General features: G+C 67.0%; 16 protein-coding genes and 1 pseudogene. 8 read left to right on the top strand and 9 right to left on the bottom strand.

Annotated features, from left to right (window positions below; genetic code table 11):
- Nucleotides 1–156, top strand: a pseudogene (locus AC1DY7_RS31035) (HNH endonuclease); the annotation flags it as partial.
- 3 nt (nucleotides 157–159) lie between these two features.
- Here AC1DY7_RS31035 and AC1DY7_RS31030 read toward each other — a convergent pair.
- Nucleotides 160–810, bottom strand: a complete 651-nt coding sequence (locus tag AC1DY7_RS31030; protein WP_477497601.1) for a CoA transferase subunit B — start codon at nucleotides 808–810, stop codon at nucleotides 160–162.
- On the bottom strand, nucleotides 807–1,565 hold the full coding sequence (locus AC1DY7_RS31025) for a CoA transferase subunit A (protein WP_477497600.1): 759 nt from the start codon (nucleotides 1,563–1,565) through the stop codon (nucleotides 807–809). Before AC1DY7_RS31025 ends, AC1DY7_RS31030 begins: the two co-directional genes overlap by 4 nt.
- 155 nt (nucleotides 1,566–1,720) lie before the next feature.
- On the opposite strand from AC1DY7_RS31025, the gene AC1DY7_RS31020 reads away from it, so the two are divergent.
- Nucleotides 1,721–2,479 (top strand): IclR family transcriptional regulator, encoded by a 759-nt coding sequence (locus AC1DY7_RS31020; RefSeq protein WP_477497599.1) that lies wholly within the window; start codon nucleotides 1,721–1,723, stop codon nucleotides 2,477–2,479.
- Nucleotides 2,480–2,483: 4 nt separating this feature from the next.
- Here AC1DY7_RS31020 and AC1DY7_RS31015 read toward each other — a convergent pair whose 3' ends face one another.
- Both AC1DY7_RS31015 and AC1DY7_RS31010 read right to left on the bottom strand, forming a co-directional pair.
- Entirely contained in the window at nucleotides 2,484–3,230 is a 747-nt protein-coding gene (locus tag AC1DY7_RS31015) for an SDR family oxidoreductase (protein WP_477497598.1), read from the bottom strand.
- Nucleotides 3,227–4,570 carry an MFS transporter gene (locus AC1DY7_RS31010; protein WP_477497597.1) on the bottom strand — a complete coding sequence of 448 codons (1,344 nt, stop codon included), beginning with the start codon at nucleotides 4,568–4,570 and terminating at the stop codon, nucleotides 3,227–3,229. The genes AC1DY7_RS31015 and AC1DY7_RS31010 overlap by 4 nt, the downstream gene beginning before the upstream one ends.
- 26 nt (nucleotides 4,571–4,596) lie before the next feature.
- Between AC1DY7_RS31010 and AC1DY7_RS31005 the strand changes: the two genes are divergently transcribed.
- From AC1DY7_RS31005 to AC1DY7_RS30995, 3 genes are read left to right on the top strand one after another with little or no spacing between them, the layout of a single operon-like run.
- Nucleotides 4,597–5,544 carry a LysR family transcriptional regulator gene (locus AC1DY7_RS31005; RefSeq protein WP_477497596.1) on the top strand — a complete coding sequence of 316 codons (948 nt, stop codon included), beginning with the start codon at nucleotides 4,597–4,599 and terminating at the stop codon, nucleotides 5,542–5,544.
- Nucleotides 5,545–5,589: 45 nt separating this feature from the next.
- A complete protein-coding gene (locus tag AC1DY7_RS31000) occupies nucleotides 5,590–6,363 on the top strand; it encodes an alpha/beta fold hydrolase (protein ID WP_477497595.1) in 774 nt (257 codons plus the stop codon).
- 30 nt (nucleotides 6,364–6,393) lie between these two features.
- Nucleotides 6,394–7,386 (top strand): hypothetical protein, encoded by a 993-nt coding sequence (locus tag AC1DY7_RS30995; protein ID WP_477497594.1) that lies wholly within the window; start codon nucleotides 6,394–6,396, stop codon nucleotides 7,384–7,386.
- 12 nt (nucleotides 7,387–7,398) lie between these two features.
- Here the strand turns inward: AC1DY7_RS30995 and hsaB are convergent, their stop codons facing one another.
- From hsaB to hsaA, 4 genes are read right to left on the bottom strand one after another with little or no spacing between them, the layout of a single operon-like run.
- Nucleotides 7,399–7,956, bottom strand: coding sequence for a 3-hydroxy-9,10-secoandrosta-1,3,5(10)-triene-9,17-dione monooxygenase reductase subunit (gene hsaB, locus AC1DY7_RS30990; protein ID WP_477497593.1), 558 nt, complete (start codon nucleotides 7,954–7,956; stop codon nucleotides 7,399–7,401).
- Nucleotides 7,957–7,990: 34 nt separating this feature from the next.
- Nucleotides 7,991–8,890, bottom strand: coding sequence for an iron-dependent extradiol dioxygenase HsaC (gene hsaC / locus AC1DY7_RS30985; protein ID WP_477497592.1), 900 nt, complete (start codon nucleotides 8,888–8,890; stop codon nucleotides 7,991–7,993).
- A 3-nt stretch (nucleotides 8,891–8,893) separates the two neighbouring features.
- Nucleotides 8,894–9,769: a 4,5:9,10-diseco-3-hydroxy-5,9,17-trioxoandrosta-1(10),2-diene-4-oate hydrolase gene (hsaD, locus tag AC1DY7_RS30980; RefSeq protein WP_477497591.1), complete on the bottom strand. Its 876-nt coding sequence runs from the start codon at nucleotides 9,767–9,769 to the stop codon at nucleotides 8,894–8,896.
- Nucleotides 9,770–9,771: 2 nt separating this feature from the next.
- Nucleotides 9,772–10,956, bottom strand: coding sequence for a 3-hydroxy-9,10-secoandrosta-1,3,5(10)-triene-9,17-dione monooxygenase oxygenase subunit (gene hsaA, locus AC1DY7_RS30975; protein WP_477497590.1), 1,185 nt, complete (start codon nucleotides 10,954–10,956; stop codon nucleotides 9,772–9,774).
- A 149-nt stretch (nucleotides 10,957–11,105) separates the two neighbouring features.
- On the opposite strand from hsaA, the gene AC1DY7_RS30970 reads away from it, so the two are divergent.
- Nucleotides 11,106–12,158: a 2Fe-2S iron-sulfur cluster-binding protein gene (locus tag AC1DY7_RS30970; RefSeq protein ID WP_477497589.1), complete on the top strand. Its 1,053-nt coding sequence runs from the start codon at nucleotides 11,106–11,108 to the stop codon at nucleotides 12,156–12,158.
- A 40-nt stretch (nucleotides 12,159–12,198) separates the two neighbouring features.
- Complete coding sequence (locus tag AC1DY7_RS30965) at nucleotides 12,199–12,771, top strand: hypothetical protein (protein WP_477497588.1); 573 nt, start codon at nucleotides 12,199–12,201, stop codon at nucleotides 12,769–12,771.
- Here AC1DY7_RS30965 and AC1DY7_RS30960 read toward each other — a convergent pair.
- A complete protein-coding gene (locus tag AC1DY7_RS30960; protein WP_477497587.1) occupies nucleotides 12,764–13,234 on the bottom strand; it encodes a hypothetical protein in 471 nt (156 codons plus the stop codon). The genes AC1DY7_RS30965 and AC1DY7_RS30960 overlap by 8 nt on opposite strands.
- Nucleotides 13,235–13,260: 26 nt before the next feature.
- Between AC1DY7_RS30960 and AC1DY7_RS30955 the strand changes: the two genes are divergently transcribed.
- Nucleotides 13,261–13,920, top strand: coding sequence for a TetR/AcrR family transcriptional regulator (locus tag AC1DY7_RS30955; RefSeq protein WP_477497586.1), 660 nt, complete (start codon nucleotides 13,261–13,263; stop codon nucleotides 13,918–13,920).
- The last annotated feature ends 121 nt before the right edge of the window (nucleotides 13,921–14,041 follow it).

The following is a 14,041-nucleotide window of genomic DNA, read 5'->3' as shown; positions in this document are numbered from 1 at the left end:
GAACGACACGGCCGCCACACCGCCGACTTCACCACCCCCACCGGGGCCACCTACCGATCGACTGCCCCACCCCTACCCGGGCCGCCCACCCGAAGACGGCTCAGCATCGCCGAAGGACGACTCAGCGTCGACCTCATCACCTTCGACGCCGCGTAAGCGTCAGCTCAGCGTGGCACCGGTCGCGGCACGCACATCGTCGGCCGACACACCCGGCGCGGTCTCGACGAGCGCCAGAGTGCCGTCGCCCACTACGTCGATGACGGCGAGATCGGTGACGATGCGGTGCACCACCCGCTCGCCGGTCAGTGGCAGCGTGCATTCGTGCACGATCTTCGGATTGCCTTGCTTGTCAGTGTGTTCCATCAGGACGATGACGCGAGCAGCGCCGTGCACCAGGTCCATGGCGCCGCCCATGCCCTTGACCATCTTGCCGGGCACCATCCAGTTCGCCAGATCGCCGAACCGCGACACCTCCATGCCACCGAGCACGGCGACGTCGATGTGGCCGCCGCGAATCATCCCGAACGACAACGAGGAATCGAAGTACGAGGCGCCGGGCAGCACGGTGACCGTCTCTTTGCCCGCGTTGATCAGGTTCGCGTCGACGTCGTCCTCGAGCGGGTACGGGCCGGTGCCCAGGATGCCGTTCTCCGAATGCAGGGTGACCCGCACGGACGGGTCGAGGAAACCCGGTACCAGCGTGGGCAATCCGATCCCGAGGTTGACGTATTCGCCGTCGCGGAGCTCCTTGGCCACCCGGGCCGCCATCTCGGGCCGGCTCCAGCCGCGGCTGGTCTGCGTATCGGTCATGCTGAGGCCTCCCGGGTGGTGCGCTTCTCGATGCGGACGTGCTGCGGACCGGTCTCGACGATCCGCTGGACGAAGACGCCCGGCAGATGGACCTGGTCGGGGTCGAGTTCGCCTGGCTGCACCAGCTTTTCGACCTGGGCGATGGTGGTGCGGCCGGCCATCGCCGCCAGCGGATTGAAGTTCTTGGCAGTCTTGTCGAACACCAGGTTGCCCTGGGTGTCCCCGATGGCCGCGTGGACCAGGGCGAAATCGGCCTGGATGCCGGTTTCCAGCACGTACCGCTTACCGTCGAATTCCCGTGTCTCCTTGGGCGGGGAGGCCACTGCCACCGAGCCGTCCGCGGCGTAGCGCCACGGCAGGCCACCGTCGGCGACCGGGGTCCCGACGCCTGCCGGCGTGTAGAACGCCGGGATGCCGGACCCGCCGGCGCGCAGCCGTTCGGCCAGGGTGCCTTGCGGTGTCAGTTCGACCTCGAGCTCACCGGCCAGGTACTGGCGCGCGAACTCCTTGTTCTCGCCCACATAGGACGCCGTGACCCGGCGGATGCGACCGAGGCCGAGTAGCACGCCGAGGCCGACGCCGTCGACACCGCAGTTGTTGGAGTAGACCTCAAGCCCGTCCACGCCCGCTTCGGCCAGTGCGTCGATCAGTTGATCGGGGATTCCGCACAGGCCGAAACCACCGACCGCGAGCGACGCACCACTCGCGATGTCGGCGACCGCCTGGCGGACGTCATTGACTACTTTTCCGGACAACGCTGTGACAACTTTCCCTCGGGTGCGTTCGCTCAACGAACGCACTGCACGTGACAACCAGGACACCATCGATGGACTACAACCACAAGATTTCGTTCGCCTGACGGGACACCGCGGCCGTCACGCGTCCACTGAGTGGACGCTAGACTACGGCCATGACGGACCCCGGCGTGATAACCAGGGTCGCCGCGATCCTGCGTGCCGTGGGCTCGGCCGGAGACGGGGTGACGACGACAGCGTTGGCCCGCGCCACGGACATCCCGCGCGCGACGGCGCACCGGATGCTGACGGCCCTGGCGGACCAGGGTCTGGTCGATCGGGCATCCGGCACCGGCATGTGGTTCCTCGGCCCGGAGATCTATCTGCTCGGGTCGGTGGCCAGCAGTCGCTACGACGCCGCGCCCGTCGCCGACGACATCCTGCGCGCCCTGGCCCGCGATACCGGGGAGAGCGCCTTTCTCTCCGCGCGCCGCGGAGACGAATCGGTGTGCGTGTCTGCCGCGGAAGGCAGTTTCCCGCTGCGCTCCCATGTCCTGTACCCGGGCAAGCGGTTCCCACTGGGGGTCGCCTCCGCGGGGCTGGTCATGCTGGCCCATCTGTCCGACCCTGACGGGCGCGACTACCTGGACCGCGCCGACCTCGAAAAGGCTTGGGGCAGTGCGCACTCGCGCTCCTCCGTCGAAGAGCGAATCCGGCAGACGAGGATCACCGGTTATTCGGTGAACCCGGGCCTGGTGGTGGAGGGCAGTTGGGGCATCGGTGCGGCGGTGTTCAATGCGCTCGGTCAGCCGCAGTGGGCGCTGAGCTTGACGGGGGTCGCGGCCCGGATCGCCGCCGACCGGACCGCTCCGCTCGGCGAGACTCTGCTGCGCGCCGCCCATGCGCTGACTCAGCGGCTCCGGCGCCGGACCTGACGCCTCACCGGGCGCTCCACCCGCCGTCCATCGCGTACGAGGCGCCCGTCACCATGCCCGCCGCAGGGCATGCCAGCCAGCCCACCAGCGAGGCCACCTCGGCGGGTTCCACCAGGCGTTTGATGGCGCTCTCCTTCAACAGGATCTCTTCGAGCACCTGCTGTTCGTCGACGCCGTGGGTGCGTGACTGATCGCTGATCTGCTTGTCCACCAACGGTGTTCGGACATAGCCGGGGTTGACGCAGTTGCTCGTGACGCCGTGCGGACCCCCCTCCAGCGCGGTCACCTTGGACAGGCCTTCCAGGGCGTGCTTGGCCGTCACGTAGGCCACCTTGTACTCCGAGGCGCGCAACCCGTGCACGGAGGACACGTTGATCACCCGGCCGAAACCGTTGCCGTACATGTGCGGAAGCGCGGCGCGGATCAGCAGGAACGGCACCTCGGTCATCAGGGTGAGCAGCGTGCGGAAGTCCGCGGGCGCGAAGTCGGTGATCGGCGCGACGCGCTGAACGCCCGCGTTGTTCACCAGGATATCGGTTTCCAAGCGCAGATCTTCCAGAGCGGACACGTCGAGCAGATCCACCTCCCACGCCGTCCCGCCGATCTCGCGGGCCAGTTCCGCGGCGCCGCCGCCGTCCCGGTCGGCGACGGTGACCTGGGCGCCACGCGCGGCGAGTTCGCGGGCGCACGCCGCCCCGATACCGCTCGCCCCGCCGGTGACCAGTGCTGTGCGGCCATCAAGATCGCTCACGCGGCAACTGCTTTCGCGTCGGCGCGGTCGATGTCGGCCAGGTCGATACCCTTGGTCTCCCTGGCGAAGTAGAGGGCGATCAGGGTGATGACCGAGGCCCCGGCCAGGTAGACCGCGATCGGCACCGACGAGTCGAACTTCTCCAGCAGTTGCACCGCGATGATCGGCGCCAGTGAGCCTGCGACGATGGCCGTGACCTGATAGCCAAGGGACACACCGGAATAGCGCATCCTGGTGGGGAACATCTCGGCCATCATCGCCGGTTGTGGGGCGTACATGAACGCGTGGAACACCAGTCCGATGACGACCGCGAACATGATCACCAACGAGTTCTTGCTGTCCATCATCGGGAAGGCGAAGAAGCCCCAGGTGCCCGTGGCCACGGCACCGATCAGATAGACAGGGCGCCGGCCGACCTTGTCGGCCAGCCTGCCGACCAACGGGATTGCCACGAAATGGACGGCGTGGGCCACCAGCAGCCAGCGCAGGATGGACCCGGTGTCCGCGTGCGCCTGCACCTTCAGATAGGTGATGGAGAAGGTGACCACCAGGTAGTACATGATGTTCTCCGCGAAGCGCAGGCCCATCGCGGTGAACACGCCGCGCGGATAGCGGCGCAGCACCTCCAGCGCGCTGAACGACGATTCCTTGAGGTGCTCGGCTTCCCGTTGCGCGGCAACGAAGATCGGCGCGTCGGTGACCTTGGTGCGGATGTAGTAGCCGATCAGTACCACCACCGCCGACAGCCAGAACGCCACGCGCCAGCCCCAGGACAGGAACGAGGCATCCGACAGCGTCGAGGTCAGCACGATCAGCACGATCGTGGCGAGCATGTTGCCGACGGGGACCCCGGCCTGTGGCCAGCTGGCCCAGAAACCACGGCTGCGATCGGGGCTGTGCTCGGCGACCAGCAACACCGCGCCACCCCACTCGCCGCCGACGGCGAAGCCCTGGATGAATCGCAGGATCACCAGCAGGGCCGGGGCCCAGTAGCCGATCTGCCCGAACGTCGGCAGGCAGCCCATCAGGAAGGTCGCGGCGCCGACCAACAGCAGCGAGAACTGCAGCAGCTTCTTGCGGCCGTACTTGTCGCCGAAGTGCCCGAACACGATGCCGCCCAACGGCCGGGCGACGAAGCCGACGGCATAGGTGACGAACGCCGCCAGGATGGCGTCGAGCTCGCTCCCGGACTGGGCGAAGAAGACCTTGCTGAAGACCAGCGTCGCGGCAGTGCCGTAGAGGAAGAACTCGTACCACTCCACGACGGTCCCGGCCATGGACGCGGCGACAACACGCTTCAGGCCCGACGGTGTGAAATCACTGTGATCGGCAGCACACATGAGGCTGAGTATTCATGCACGCAGAGATGCGCACAATGCCTAGAAACGCAGGATGTGTCTGCGAAAATGCAGATGTGGGAGTGCCCAGTGCCGACGACCTGCTGATCCTGCTCGCCGTGGGCCGGACCGGGCGCTACGTCAGCGCGGCCGAGCTACTCGGGATCAACCACACCACCATCTCCCGCCGGATCGCCGCACTCGAAGAGGCCATCGGCGCGCGAGTGCTCACCCGCGTCGGCAGCAGTTGGGAACTGACCGACCGCGGACGAGAGGTGCTGTCCGCGGCCGAGGCCGTCGAGGCGGCGGTGCACTCACTGGACGCGGACCGAGGCCGGTCACCCAGCCTCGCCGGCGTCGTACGGATCTCGGCGACCGACGGATTCAGCGCCTACATCGCCGCGCCCGCCGCCGCTGCGGTGCAGCGCCGCCACCCGCACGTGGCCGTCGAGATCGTCGCCGCCACCCGGCGCGCCAGCCAGCAGCGTTCCGGCGTCGACATCGAGATCGTCGTCGGGGAACCCACCGTGCGCCGTGCCCTCGCGATCCGGCTCGGCGACTACCGCCTGGGCCTGTACGGATCGCGCGACTACCTCGCCGAACACGGCACCCCGACGTCGGTCGAGGAGGTGGCCGAACATCCGCTGGTCTACTTCATCGACTCGATGCTGCAGGTCGACGACCTCGATCTGGCCGCGAACTTCGCCCCGGCCATGCGCGAATCGATCACCTCGACCAATGTCTTCGTCCATGTCGAGGCAACCCGTGCGGCCGCCGGCCTGGGACTGCTGCCGTGCTTCATGGCAGACCGCTGGCCCGATCTGATTCGCGTGCTGCCCGAGACGGTTTCGGCTCGACTGACCTATTGGCTGGTCACCCGCGCCGAGACATTGCGCAGACCCGAGGTATCCGCCGTCGTCGAGGCGGTCCGCCGGCAGGTGGCAGACCAGCAGGACCTGCTGCTCGGTGCGCCATGAGCGAAACGCTTGTCCCCATCCACCGCAGCTGATGCAGTGGTGTCCATGCCCTTTCTCGAGTCCGGCGACACCCGTGCCTACTACCGGCACTGGGCCGCAAGCGATCCCCGGGCCGCCGTCGTCTTCCTGCACGGTTTCGGCGAACACACCGGCCTGTACCACCGGTACGGCTTCGCCCTGAACGCCGCCGGGATCGACCTGTGGGCGGTCGATCAACGCGGTCACGGGTTGAGCCCGGGGCCCCGCGGGAACTTCGGCACCCTGGCCGACAGCTCGGGCCTCGGCACGGAACTGACCGTGATCGCGGCACGAGAACGCCCCGGCCTTCCGTTGATAGCCGCGGGCCACTCGTTCGGCGCGGTGGTGACCTTGCTGCAGGTGCTGGAGCACCCCGACCGCTACCGTGCCGCGGTGATCTCCGGCGCGCCGCTGATCCCCATCCCCGAATTGCTGGACACCGACTCCGAATTCGATCTCGACCCCAGTTGGCTGTCCGGCGACCCGTTCTACCTCGATTCGCTGGCGAACGACCCGCTGGCCTTCGTCGATGCCGATGGTGCTCCGCTGGCACGTGCACTCGACGCGGCGTGGGACCGTCTCGGCGCCGAACTCCCTGCACTTTCGGTGCCCACCCTGGCCGTCCACGGGACCGCCGACCCTGTCGCGCCCGTCGGCCCGGTGCGGGCCTACACCGAAAAGATCGGTCCGCTGAGCATCGCGGAATTCGCCGGGGCACACCACGACGTGCTCAACGAGACCGTCCATCAAGAGGTCGCCGCCACCGTGATCGACTTCATCGGTAGGCATATCGACAACTGAGCGCGTCCGCAGATGGCATCCTGTAGCGCGATGGCACTCGGATTGAGCAAGGGCGCGCAACGCACCCTGGTGAAGTTGTTGGCTGCGGCGGCACTGGTCGCCACCGTGCTCGGTGGATTCGCAGCGTGTCTGTTCACGCTCGGATCTCCCGGTAAGGAAGCCGAGGCCCCGAAAAGCGGCCCAGCCCTGAACGGCTCGTTCAAGGTCGACATCGGCCCCACAGCCACCCCGGACGGTAAACCCATCGCCGGCACCGCGCGCACCGAGATATGGGTGGCCCGGTCCGTCTGTCACGACGGCGGCGCGTGCGTGGCCACCGTGGCGATCATCGACCCGCGCAAGCCCGATGCCCCGGCCACCGACACCATGGTGTTCGACTACGTCGGCGGCGACTGGCTGATGGTCCGCGAAGCCCCGAGCAAGTGCAAGGTCGGCGACGTCGAGGTCGATGCCCAGGGCTGGACCATCATGAAGCTGAAGTCCCGGATCGACGGATCCTTCGAGGGTGAGTACACCTGGGCCACCGCACCCGCACTGTGCGCCAACAAACGCGCGATGGCACTGGTCCCCACCCGCGGCACCGACAACAGCACCCAGCCACCGGATCCCGCTGCCGAGCCGCCCCTGAAGGCAGCGCGCGGCGCGGCACTGCGCGGCACCTACGTCTACACCCAGACCTACCCGCAGACCGGCGAGGTGTTCCCGGCGCACACCTACGAGGCCACGACGTTCTGTCTACGCACCGGCGATCGGTGCGTCTCGCTGATGACGAGCACCGACACGCACAACCTGTTCGTGATGATCTACGGCGACGGGCATTTCACGGCCAATTTCCCAGACGGGGACGCGCACTGCACCGACAACATCGGCAAGGTGCGGCAGTCCTCACGTGACGATCTGCCCTTGCCGCAGGGCCCGCAGGATCCGCTGCTGGGCCTGAACGGCAAGTCCTATCAGGATTACACCGGCGATTGCCCGGCGAAGGTCGAACTGGACGTCAAACTGCAACGCACGGGCGACTAGGGCGCTTCGGGATCAGAGCCACGTGTCCGACGTGGTCGCGGTGAGGAACGCGTCCAGATCGTCACGCCACTGCGCCGGGGTGTTCTTGTCCGGTTCGATACCGGTGTACTCACCGCGGTAGAACAGCAGAGGGCGCGGTTTGATCGCCTGCGGCTCCGACATGGAAGCCACCGCGCCGAACACCACGAAGTGGTCGCCACCATCGTGCACCGACGCGACCGTGCAGTCGATGTGCGCCAACGTGCCGTCGATCACCGGCGACCCCAGTTCGGAAGGCTGCCAGTCGATTCCGGCGAACTTGTCCGGCGCCTTGGACCCGAACTGAGCCGATACGTGCTGCTGGTTCTCGTGCAGCATGTTGACGCAGAACTTGCCGCTGGCCTCGATGGCCTGCCAGGCCCGCGACTGCTTGGTGGGGCAGAACAGCACCAGCGGCGGGTCCAGGGACAGGGCGGCGAAGGACTGACAGGCGAAACCGATCGGCACCTCGTCGTGCACGGTGGTGATCACGGTGACGCCGGTGCAGAACTGCCCCAACACATTACGGAATGTGCGCGGGTCGACAGCCATCGCTACCTTCTGCTCTTCGCGCGAGCGCTCATCGCTATTTGAAGCCGACACTGAAGTCGTGGCCCCACAGCGAGACGGCGGTACTCTCCCGCGCGACCCAGCTGTGGTCTTCGACTTCGAGTCCCTCACAACCGAATTCGATGTCGAAGCCACCGGGCGTCTTGACGTAGAAGGACAGCATCTTGTCGTTGGTGTGCCGGCCCAGCGTCGCCGACATCTTCACCTTGCGGCGCAGCGCGCGGTCCAGGCACAGACCGACATCGTCGGAGTTCTCCACCTCGACCATGAGGTGCACGATGCCGGTCGGATTGGGCATCGGCATGAAGGCCAGGGCATGGTGGCGCGGATTGCAGCCGTAGAAACGCAGCCAGATCGGATCGCCGTCGGCCGGGCGGCCCGCCAGTTGCGGGGGCAGGCTCATCGAGTCGCGCAGCCGGAAGCCGAGGACATCCTGGTAAAAGGCTTGCGCCGCAGCGTCATCGTCACACGTGAGGACCACATGTCCGAGGCCCTGTTCGGCTGTGACGAACTTGTGGCCGTACGGGCTGACGAACCGGCGGCCGAGGAACTGGGCGCCATGGAACGCCTCCAGCACGTTGCCCGCCGGGTCGGTGAACCGGATCAGGCCTTCGACGCGGCGTTCGGATTTCTCCTCGCGGGTGCCTTCGACGAAGGTGACGCCGGCCTTGGCCAGCGTCTCACGCAGGTTCTGCAGCGCCGGGGCGTCCGCCACCTCCCAGCCGGAGATGAGCAGCCGGTCCTGGTCACCGGGCACGATCACCAGACGGGCCGCGACCTCGTCCATCCGGAGGTAGAGCGCGCCCGGGACCGCCCCGTCGCCCTCCACCATGCCGAGCACTTTCAGCGCGAACTCCCGCCACGCCGCGACATCGGTCGACTCGATACGCATGTAGCCCAGTGATTTGATGCTCATGAGCTAACCCCCCAGGAAATCGATGGTGAGCTTGTTGAACTCGTCGAACTTTTCGACCTGCGCCCAGTGGCCACACTGCCCGAACACGTGCAACTGCACCCGCGGAATCTGCTTGACGGCGACCAGCGCACCGTCGAGCGGATTGACGCGGTCCTCGCGTCCCCAGATCAGCAGCACCGGCTGGCGCAGTTTGTACACCTCACGCCACATCATGCCGAGCTCGAAGTCGGCCCCGGCGAACGACTTACCCATCGCGCGGGTGGCCGCCAGGGATTCCGGGGTGCTGGCGATCGCGAAGCGCTCATCCACCAGTTCCGGGGTGACCAGCTTCTGGTCGAAGACCATGATGCGGATGAAAGCTTCGAGGTTCTCTCGCGTCGGTTCGAAGTTGAACTTGGCCAGCGCCTTGACGCCCTCGGTCGGGTCCGGCGCGAACAGGTTCACCGACAGGCCACCGGGACCCATCAGGACGAGCTTGCCCGCCCGGTCCGGGTAGTCCAGTGCGAACCGCACCGCGGTGCCGCCGCCCAGCGAATTGCCCAGCAGCGGAATGCGGCCCGTGATCTGCAGATGATCGAGCAACCCGAGCACGGCCTTGGCGCTGTACCGGTTGTACTGCTCGTGCTCGGTGTGCTTGTCGGACAGGCCGTAGCCGGGCTGGTCGATGGCGAGCACGTGGTACATCTCGGCCAGCACGGCGATGTTGCGCCCGAAGTTGGACCAACTGGACGCACCGGGACCACCGCCGTGCAGCAGCACGATGGTCTGCGACGTCGGGTCACCGGCCTCGTGATAGTGCAGGCGCATGGCCAGTTCCCCGGCCTGGACGTCCGCGTACCTCGAGGTCGACTCGAACGTGATCTCTTGCGTGACAGTCACAATCAGACCATCGTGTCTGCGGGCGGCAGACCGAACTCGTTGTTGCCGAAGATCATGTAGGCGCGCTCGGGCTCGTTGGCGGCGTGCACCCGGCCGGCGTGCGCATCACGCCAGAACCGTTGCAGCGGAGCGCTCGTCACCAGGGCGGTGGCACCGGCCGACTCGAAGAGCAGGTCGATCGAGGCGATGGACCGGGCGGTGGCACGAACCTGGTCGCGGCGTGCGGCGGCGCGCAGCGCGAAGGGAATCTCCTTGCCCGCCTGCAGAAGTGCGTACTCGTCGCCGACGTTGCCGATCAGCTGGCGCCATGCGGCGTCGATATCGCTGGCAGCCTCGGCGATGCGGACCTTCGCGAACGGGTCGTCCTTGCCCTTCTCGCCTGCGAATGCGGCGCGCACCCGCTTGCCCTGGTGTTCGACATGGGCCGCGTAGGCGCCGTAGGCCATGCCGACGATCGGCGCGGAGATGGTGGTGGGGTGCATGGTGCCCCACGGCATCTTGTAGACCGGCGCGGTGTTGTTCTGGTAGCCGCCCGCGGTGCCGTCGTTCATCGCCTTGTAGGACAGGAAGCGGTGCGAAGGCACGAACACGTCCTTGACGACGACGGTGTTGCTGCCGGTGCCCTTCAGGCCGACGACGTGCCAGACGTCGTCGATCGTGTATTCGGTGCGCGGGATCAGGAAGCTGCCGAAGTCGACCGGACGGCCGTCCTTGATCACGGGGCCGCCGAGGAACGCCCAGGTGGCGTGCTCAGAACCCGACGACCACTGCCATGCACCGCTGACCAGGTAGCCGCCGTCGACGACGGTGCCCGCACCCATCGGGGCGTAGGAGGACGACACCCGCACCGTCGGATCGTCGCCCCACACCTCGTCCTGGGCCTTCTGGTCGAACAGTGCCAGATGCCAGTTGTGCACACCGATGATCGAGCTGATCCACCCGGTGGAACCGCAGGCGCTGGCCAGTCGGCGGACAGCCTCGTAGAAGTAGGTCGGGTCGGCTTGCAGGCCGCCCCACTGCTCGGGCTGGAGCAGCTTGAAGAAACCGACCTCGTCGAGTTCATTGATGGTTTCGTATGGCACCTGGCGCTGATCTTCGGCAAGCTGAGCGCGTTCCCGCAGCTTCGGCAGCAGATCGTCGATGCCGGCGAGGACCGCCTGCACGTCACGCTGTTCAATGGACGTCACTGAATTGCCTCCCGGATCGAGATCAAGCACTGGACAAAGATTAGAACACGTTACGATTTGTGTCGAGTAGCGCACTGAATCATCGGCTGGACCTGCGCATGTCCAGTTTTGTAACATGTTCTAGTTATGACAGAAATGGGGGCCCGAGAGTGACCGATGAGCCGCTCGGCAGCCACGTGCTGGAACTGCAGGTGGCCCAGGTCGTCGAGGAGACCGCGGACGCGCGTTCGCTGGTCTTCACGGTGCCCGAGGGAAGCAGCATTCCGGCGGACCGGCTGCGGTACTCGCCGGGCCAGTTCCTGACGTTGCGCGTCCCCAGCGAGCGCACCGGCTCGGTGGCCCGCTGCTACTCACTGTCCAGCTCGCCGTTCACCGGCGACCAGCTGACCGTCACCGTCAAGCGCACGGCGCAGGGCTACGCGTCGAACTGGTTGTGCGACAACGCCCACGCCGGCATGCGGATGCACGTGCTGGCACCGTCGGGCACGTTCGTCCCGAAATCACTCGACACCGATTTCCTGCTGCTGGCGGCGGGCAGCGGGATCACCCCGATGCTGGCGATCTGCAAGTCGGCGTTGTCGGAGGGCAGCGGCCGGGTGGTGCTGGTATACGCCAACCGCGACGAGAACTCGGTGATCTTCGGCGCCGCGCTGCGCGAACTCTCCGCCAAATACCCGGACCGGCTGACGGTCATCCACTGGCTGGAAACCGTGCAAGGGTTACCCAGCGCGGCGACCTTGGCGGGTCTGGCGGGGCCCTACACCGGCCACGACGCGTTCATCTGCGGACCGGGCCCGTTCATGGCTGCCGCCGAGGAAGCCCTCGCGGCGGCCGGGTCGCAACGGGTGCACATCGAGGTGTTCAAGTCGCTGGAATCCGACCCGTTCGCCGCCGTCGTCATTGAAGAAGATGATTCCGATGACGGGCCCGCGACCGCGGTGGTGACGTTGGACGGCGCCATCCACGAGGTGTCCTGGCCGCGCCGGGCAAAGTTGCTCGACGTGCTCCTGGACAAGGGGCTCGACGCCCCGTTCTCCTGCCGCGAGGGCCACTGCGGGGCCTGCGCGGTGCTGAAGAAATCCGGCGATGTCGAGATGGAGATCAACGACGTGCTGGAACCGTCGGATCTGGCGGAGGGGCTGATCCTGGCGTGCCAGGCCCTGCCTGCCTCTGATTCCGTGGAAGTCACCTACGACGAATAGCGGCCGGGCTAACATTCGCCCCGACCGACATAGGAGAGCCGTGCAGAAATTCTTGGGAGTGTTCGCGGCCGCATGTTCGGTCGCTGCGCTCAACAGCCCGGTGGCCGCCGCAGGAGTGAACACCGCGACTACGTCGATTCCCACGCCCAGCGGGATCGTCGAAATGCACGTCACCGCGAACTGCGCGGGGGATGACGGCCGGTGCTTCTTCAACACCCAGGCGAACCTGCTGACCCCGGACGGACCGATCGGCCTGCCCGGCGACGCCTGGGCCCGGCAGAGCATCACGCTGCGCAGCACCGATCGCAATGCCTACCAAGACGCTTGGTTCAGCGCGCCCGCGGGGATGCCGCGGGAGCGCAAGGGCTCCAACCACGACAACGTGCTGTCCAAGTCGTACAAGGCGATCACCGACTACACGATCTCAGTGACTTACTTCGGCGGCGGGCCGCTCGAGCGTTTCGCGGTGGACGGCGACTCCGTCCAGACCGACTGGGCGTCGGGCCGGCCGAACCTGAAGGGCGCCTTCATCGCCTGCTCGGAGATCCAGGTGGTGTTCAGTGGGGTGAACGTGACCACCCCGAGCGCCTGCGCGCAGACGACGTTCAGCTGACGCGTCCCGGTGTCAGGTGCCGGGCCACCAGTCGGTGCCAGCGCCGCTGCCGGTAGCGGTAGAGGCCGCGAGCGACGAGGGCCACCACCGGGGTCAGCGCGCCCGCGTCGATGTCGACGGTATCGCTGTAGCGGCAACGGTTTTCGCTTCCCACGACCGGCTCGACATGCAGCGTGTGATCCCAGGACGTGAGCACCCCGCCGTACTCGTGGGTGGTGATGGTGCGGGTCGATTCGTCGGCGCTCAGGATCTCCAGGGTGTGCCGGTACGCCGGGATCAGATGGAACACGAACAACCACCCGGATCCCCGTTCGCCCACCTGCAGCGGCGCACTACGCCCCTGCAGCGCCGGCATGCCGAACAACCCGCGGCAGACATAGAGGAAGGTCACCGGGTATTGCATGGCCTGCCACACCGAATCGGCATCGGTGGGCAGAATGGTCTCGACGTGTATTCGCTGCATGGCCTCCATTCTCGGAAGCCACGGCGGTGGCTGACTACTCGCTTTTCTGCCTGGAGGTGACGGTGGCGCCGACCGACCGCTTCCAGCCGCGCAAGCAGCCGCGACAGGCCCGATCCATCGAGACCCGGCAACGGGTGCTGGACGCGGCTGCTCACGTTTTCAGCACGCACGGGTATGCCGCGGGCACCACCAATCGCATTGCCGCCGCGGCAGATATGTCCATCGGGTCGCTGTATCAGTACTTCCCCAACAAGGACGCCATCGTGTCGGCGCTCACGGACGCGCACGTCGACGCCGGCGCAGCACTGCTGGCCCAGCGGGCCGCGGCCGGGCTGCCCACCGGCCTGACGGACACGCTGCGGTTGTTCGTCCGCGCCACCATCGACAACCACCGGGGCGACCCCGCGCTGCACCGGGTGTTGTTCGAGGAGGCGCCGCGTTCGGCGGCCCTGCTGGCCCGCCTGCGCGAGGCCGAACGGCGCGCGATCGCCGGCACCGCCGAACTGCTGCGCACCCACCCGGAGGTGACCGCCGTCGATCCGGTCGTCGCGGCGCGGATCACCGTGGCCACCATCGAGTCCCTGGTGCACCGGCTCATCACGGCACCGGTCGACGCCCAGCAGCTCGAGGACGAGATCGTCGGGATGCTCGCGGGTTACCTAACTGGCTGTAGGCCGTGTCAATAGCGGGGTTTGGCATGTTGGGTCGACATCCGGTGTTCGGGTGTTGTGGTGGTGCTGTGATGTCGGTAGGGCTGGCTGAATGCGGTGGGTGCCTGGTGCCCACGTTGACGTATGCGACCTCGTG

It is taken from the genome of Mycobacterium sp. P2_H7 (assembly GCF_056403275.1).
This window is presented reverse-complemented; position numbering and strand designations above follow the sequence as displayed.

Bases quoted from the DNA above. Each gene is read 5' to 3' on its own strand.
- AC1DY7_RS31030 (WP_477497601.1), bottom strand. From the start codon at position 810: ATGACCGATACGCAGACCAGCCGCGGCTGGAGCCGGCCCGAGATGGCG.
- AC1DY7_RS31020 (WP_477497599.1), top strand. From the start codon at position 1,721: ATGACGGACCCCGGCGTGATAACCAGGGTCGCCGCGATCCTGCGTGCC.
- AC1DY7_RS31010 (WP_477497597.1), bottom strand. From the start codon at position 4,570: ATGTGTGCTGCCGATCACAGTGATTTCACACCGTCGGGCCTGAAGCGT.
- AC1DY7_RS31005 (WP_477497596.1), top strand. From the start codon at position 4,597: ATGCGCACAATGCCTAGAAACGCAGGATGTGTCTGCGAAAATGCAGAT.
- AC1DY7_RS31000 (WP_477497595.1), top strand. From the start codon at position 5,590: ATGCCCTTTCTCGAGTCCGGCGACACCCGTGCCTACTACCGGCACTGG.
- AC1DY7_RS30995 (WP_477497594.1), top strand. From the start codon at position 6,394: ATGGCACTCGGATTGAGCAAGGGCGCGCAACGCACCCTGGTGAAGTTG.
- hsaB (WP_477497593.1), bottom strand. From the start codon at position 7,956: ATGGCTGTCGACCCGCGCACATTCCGTAATGTGTTGGGGCAGTTCTGC.
- hsaC (WP_477497592.1), bottom strand. From the start codon at position 8,890: ATGAGCATCAAATCACTGGGCTACATGCGTATCGAGTCGACCGATGTC.
- AC1DY7_RS30960 (WP_477497587.1), bottom strand. From the start codon at position 13,234: ATGCAGCGAATACACGTCGAGACCATTCTGCCCACCGATGCCGATTCG.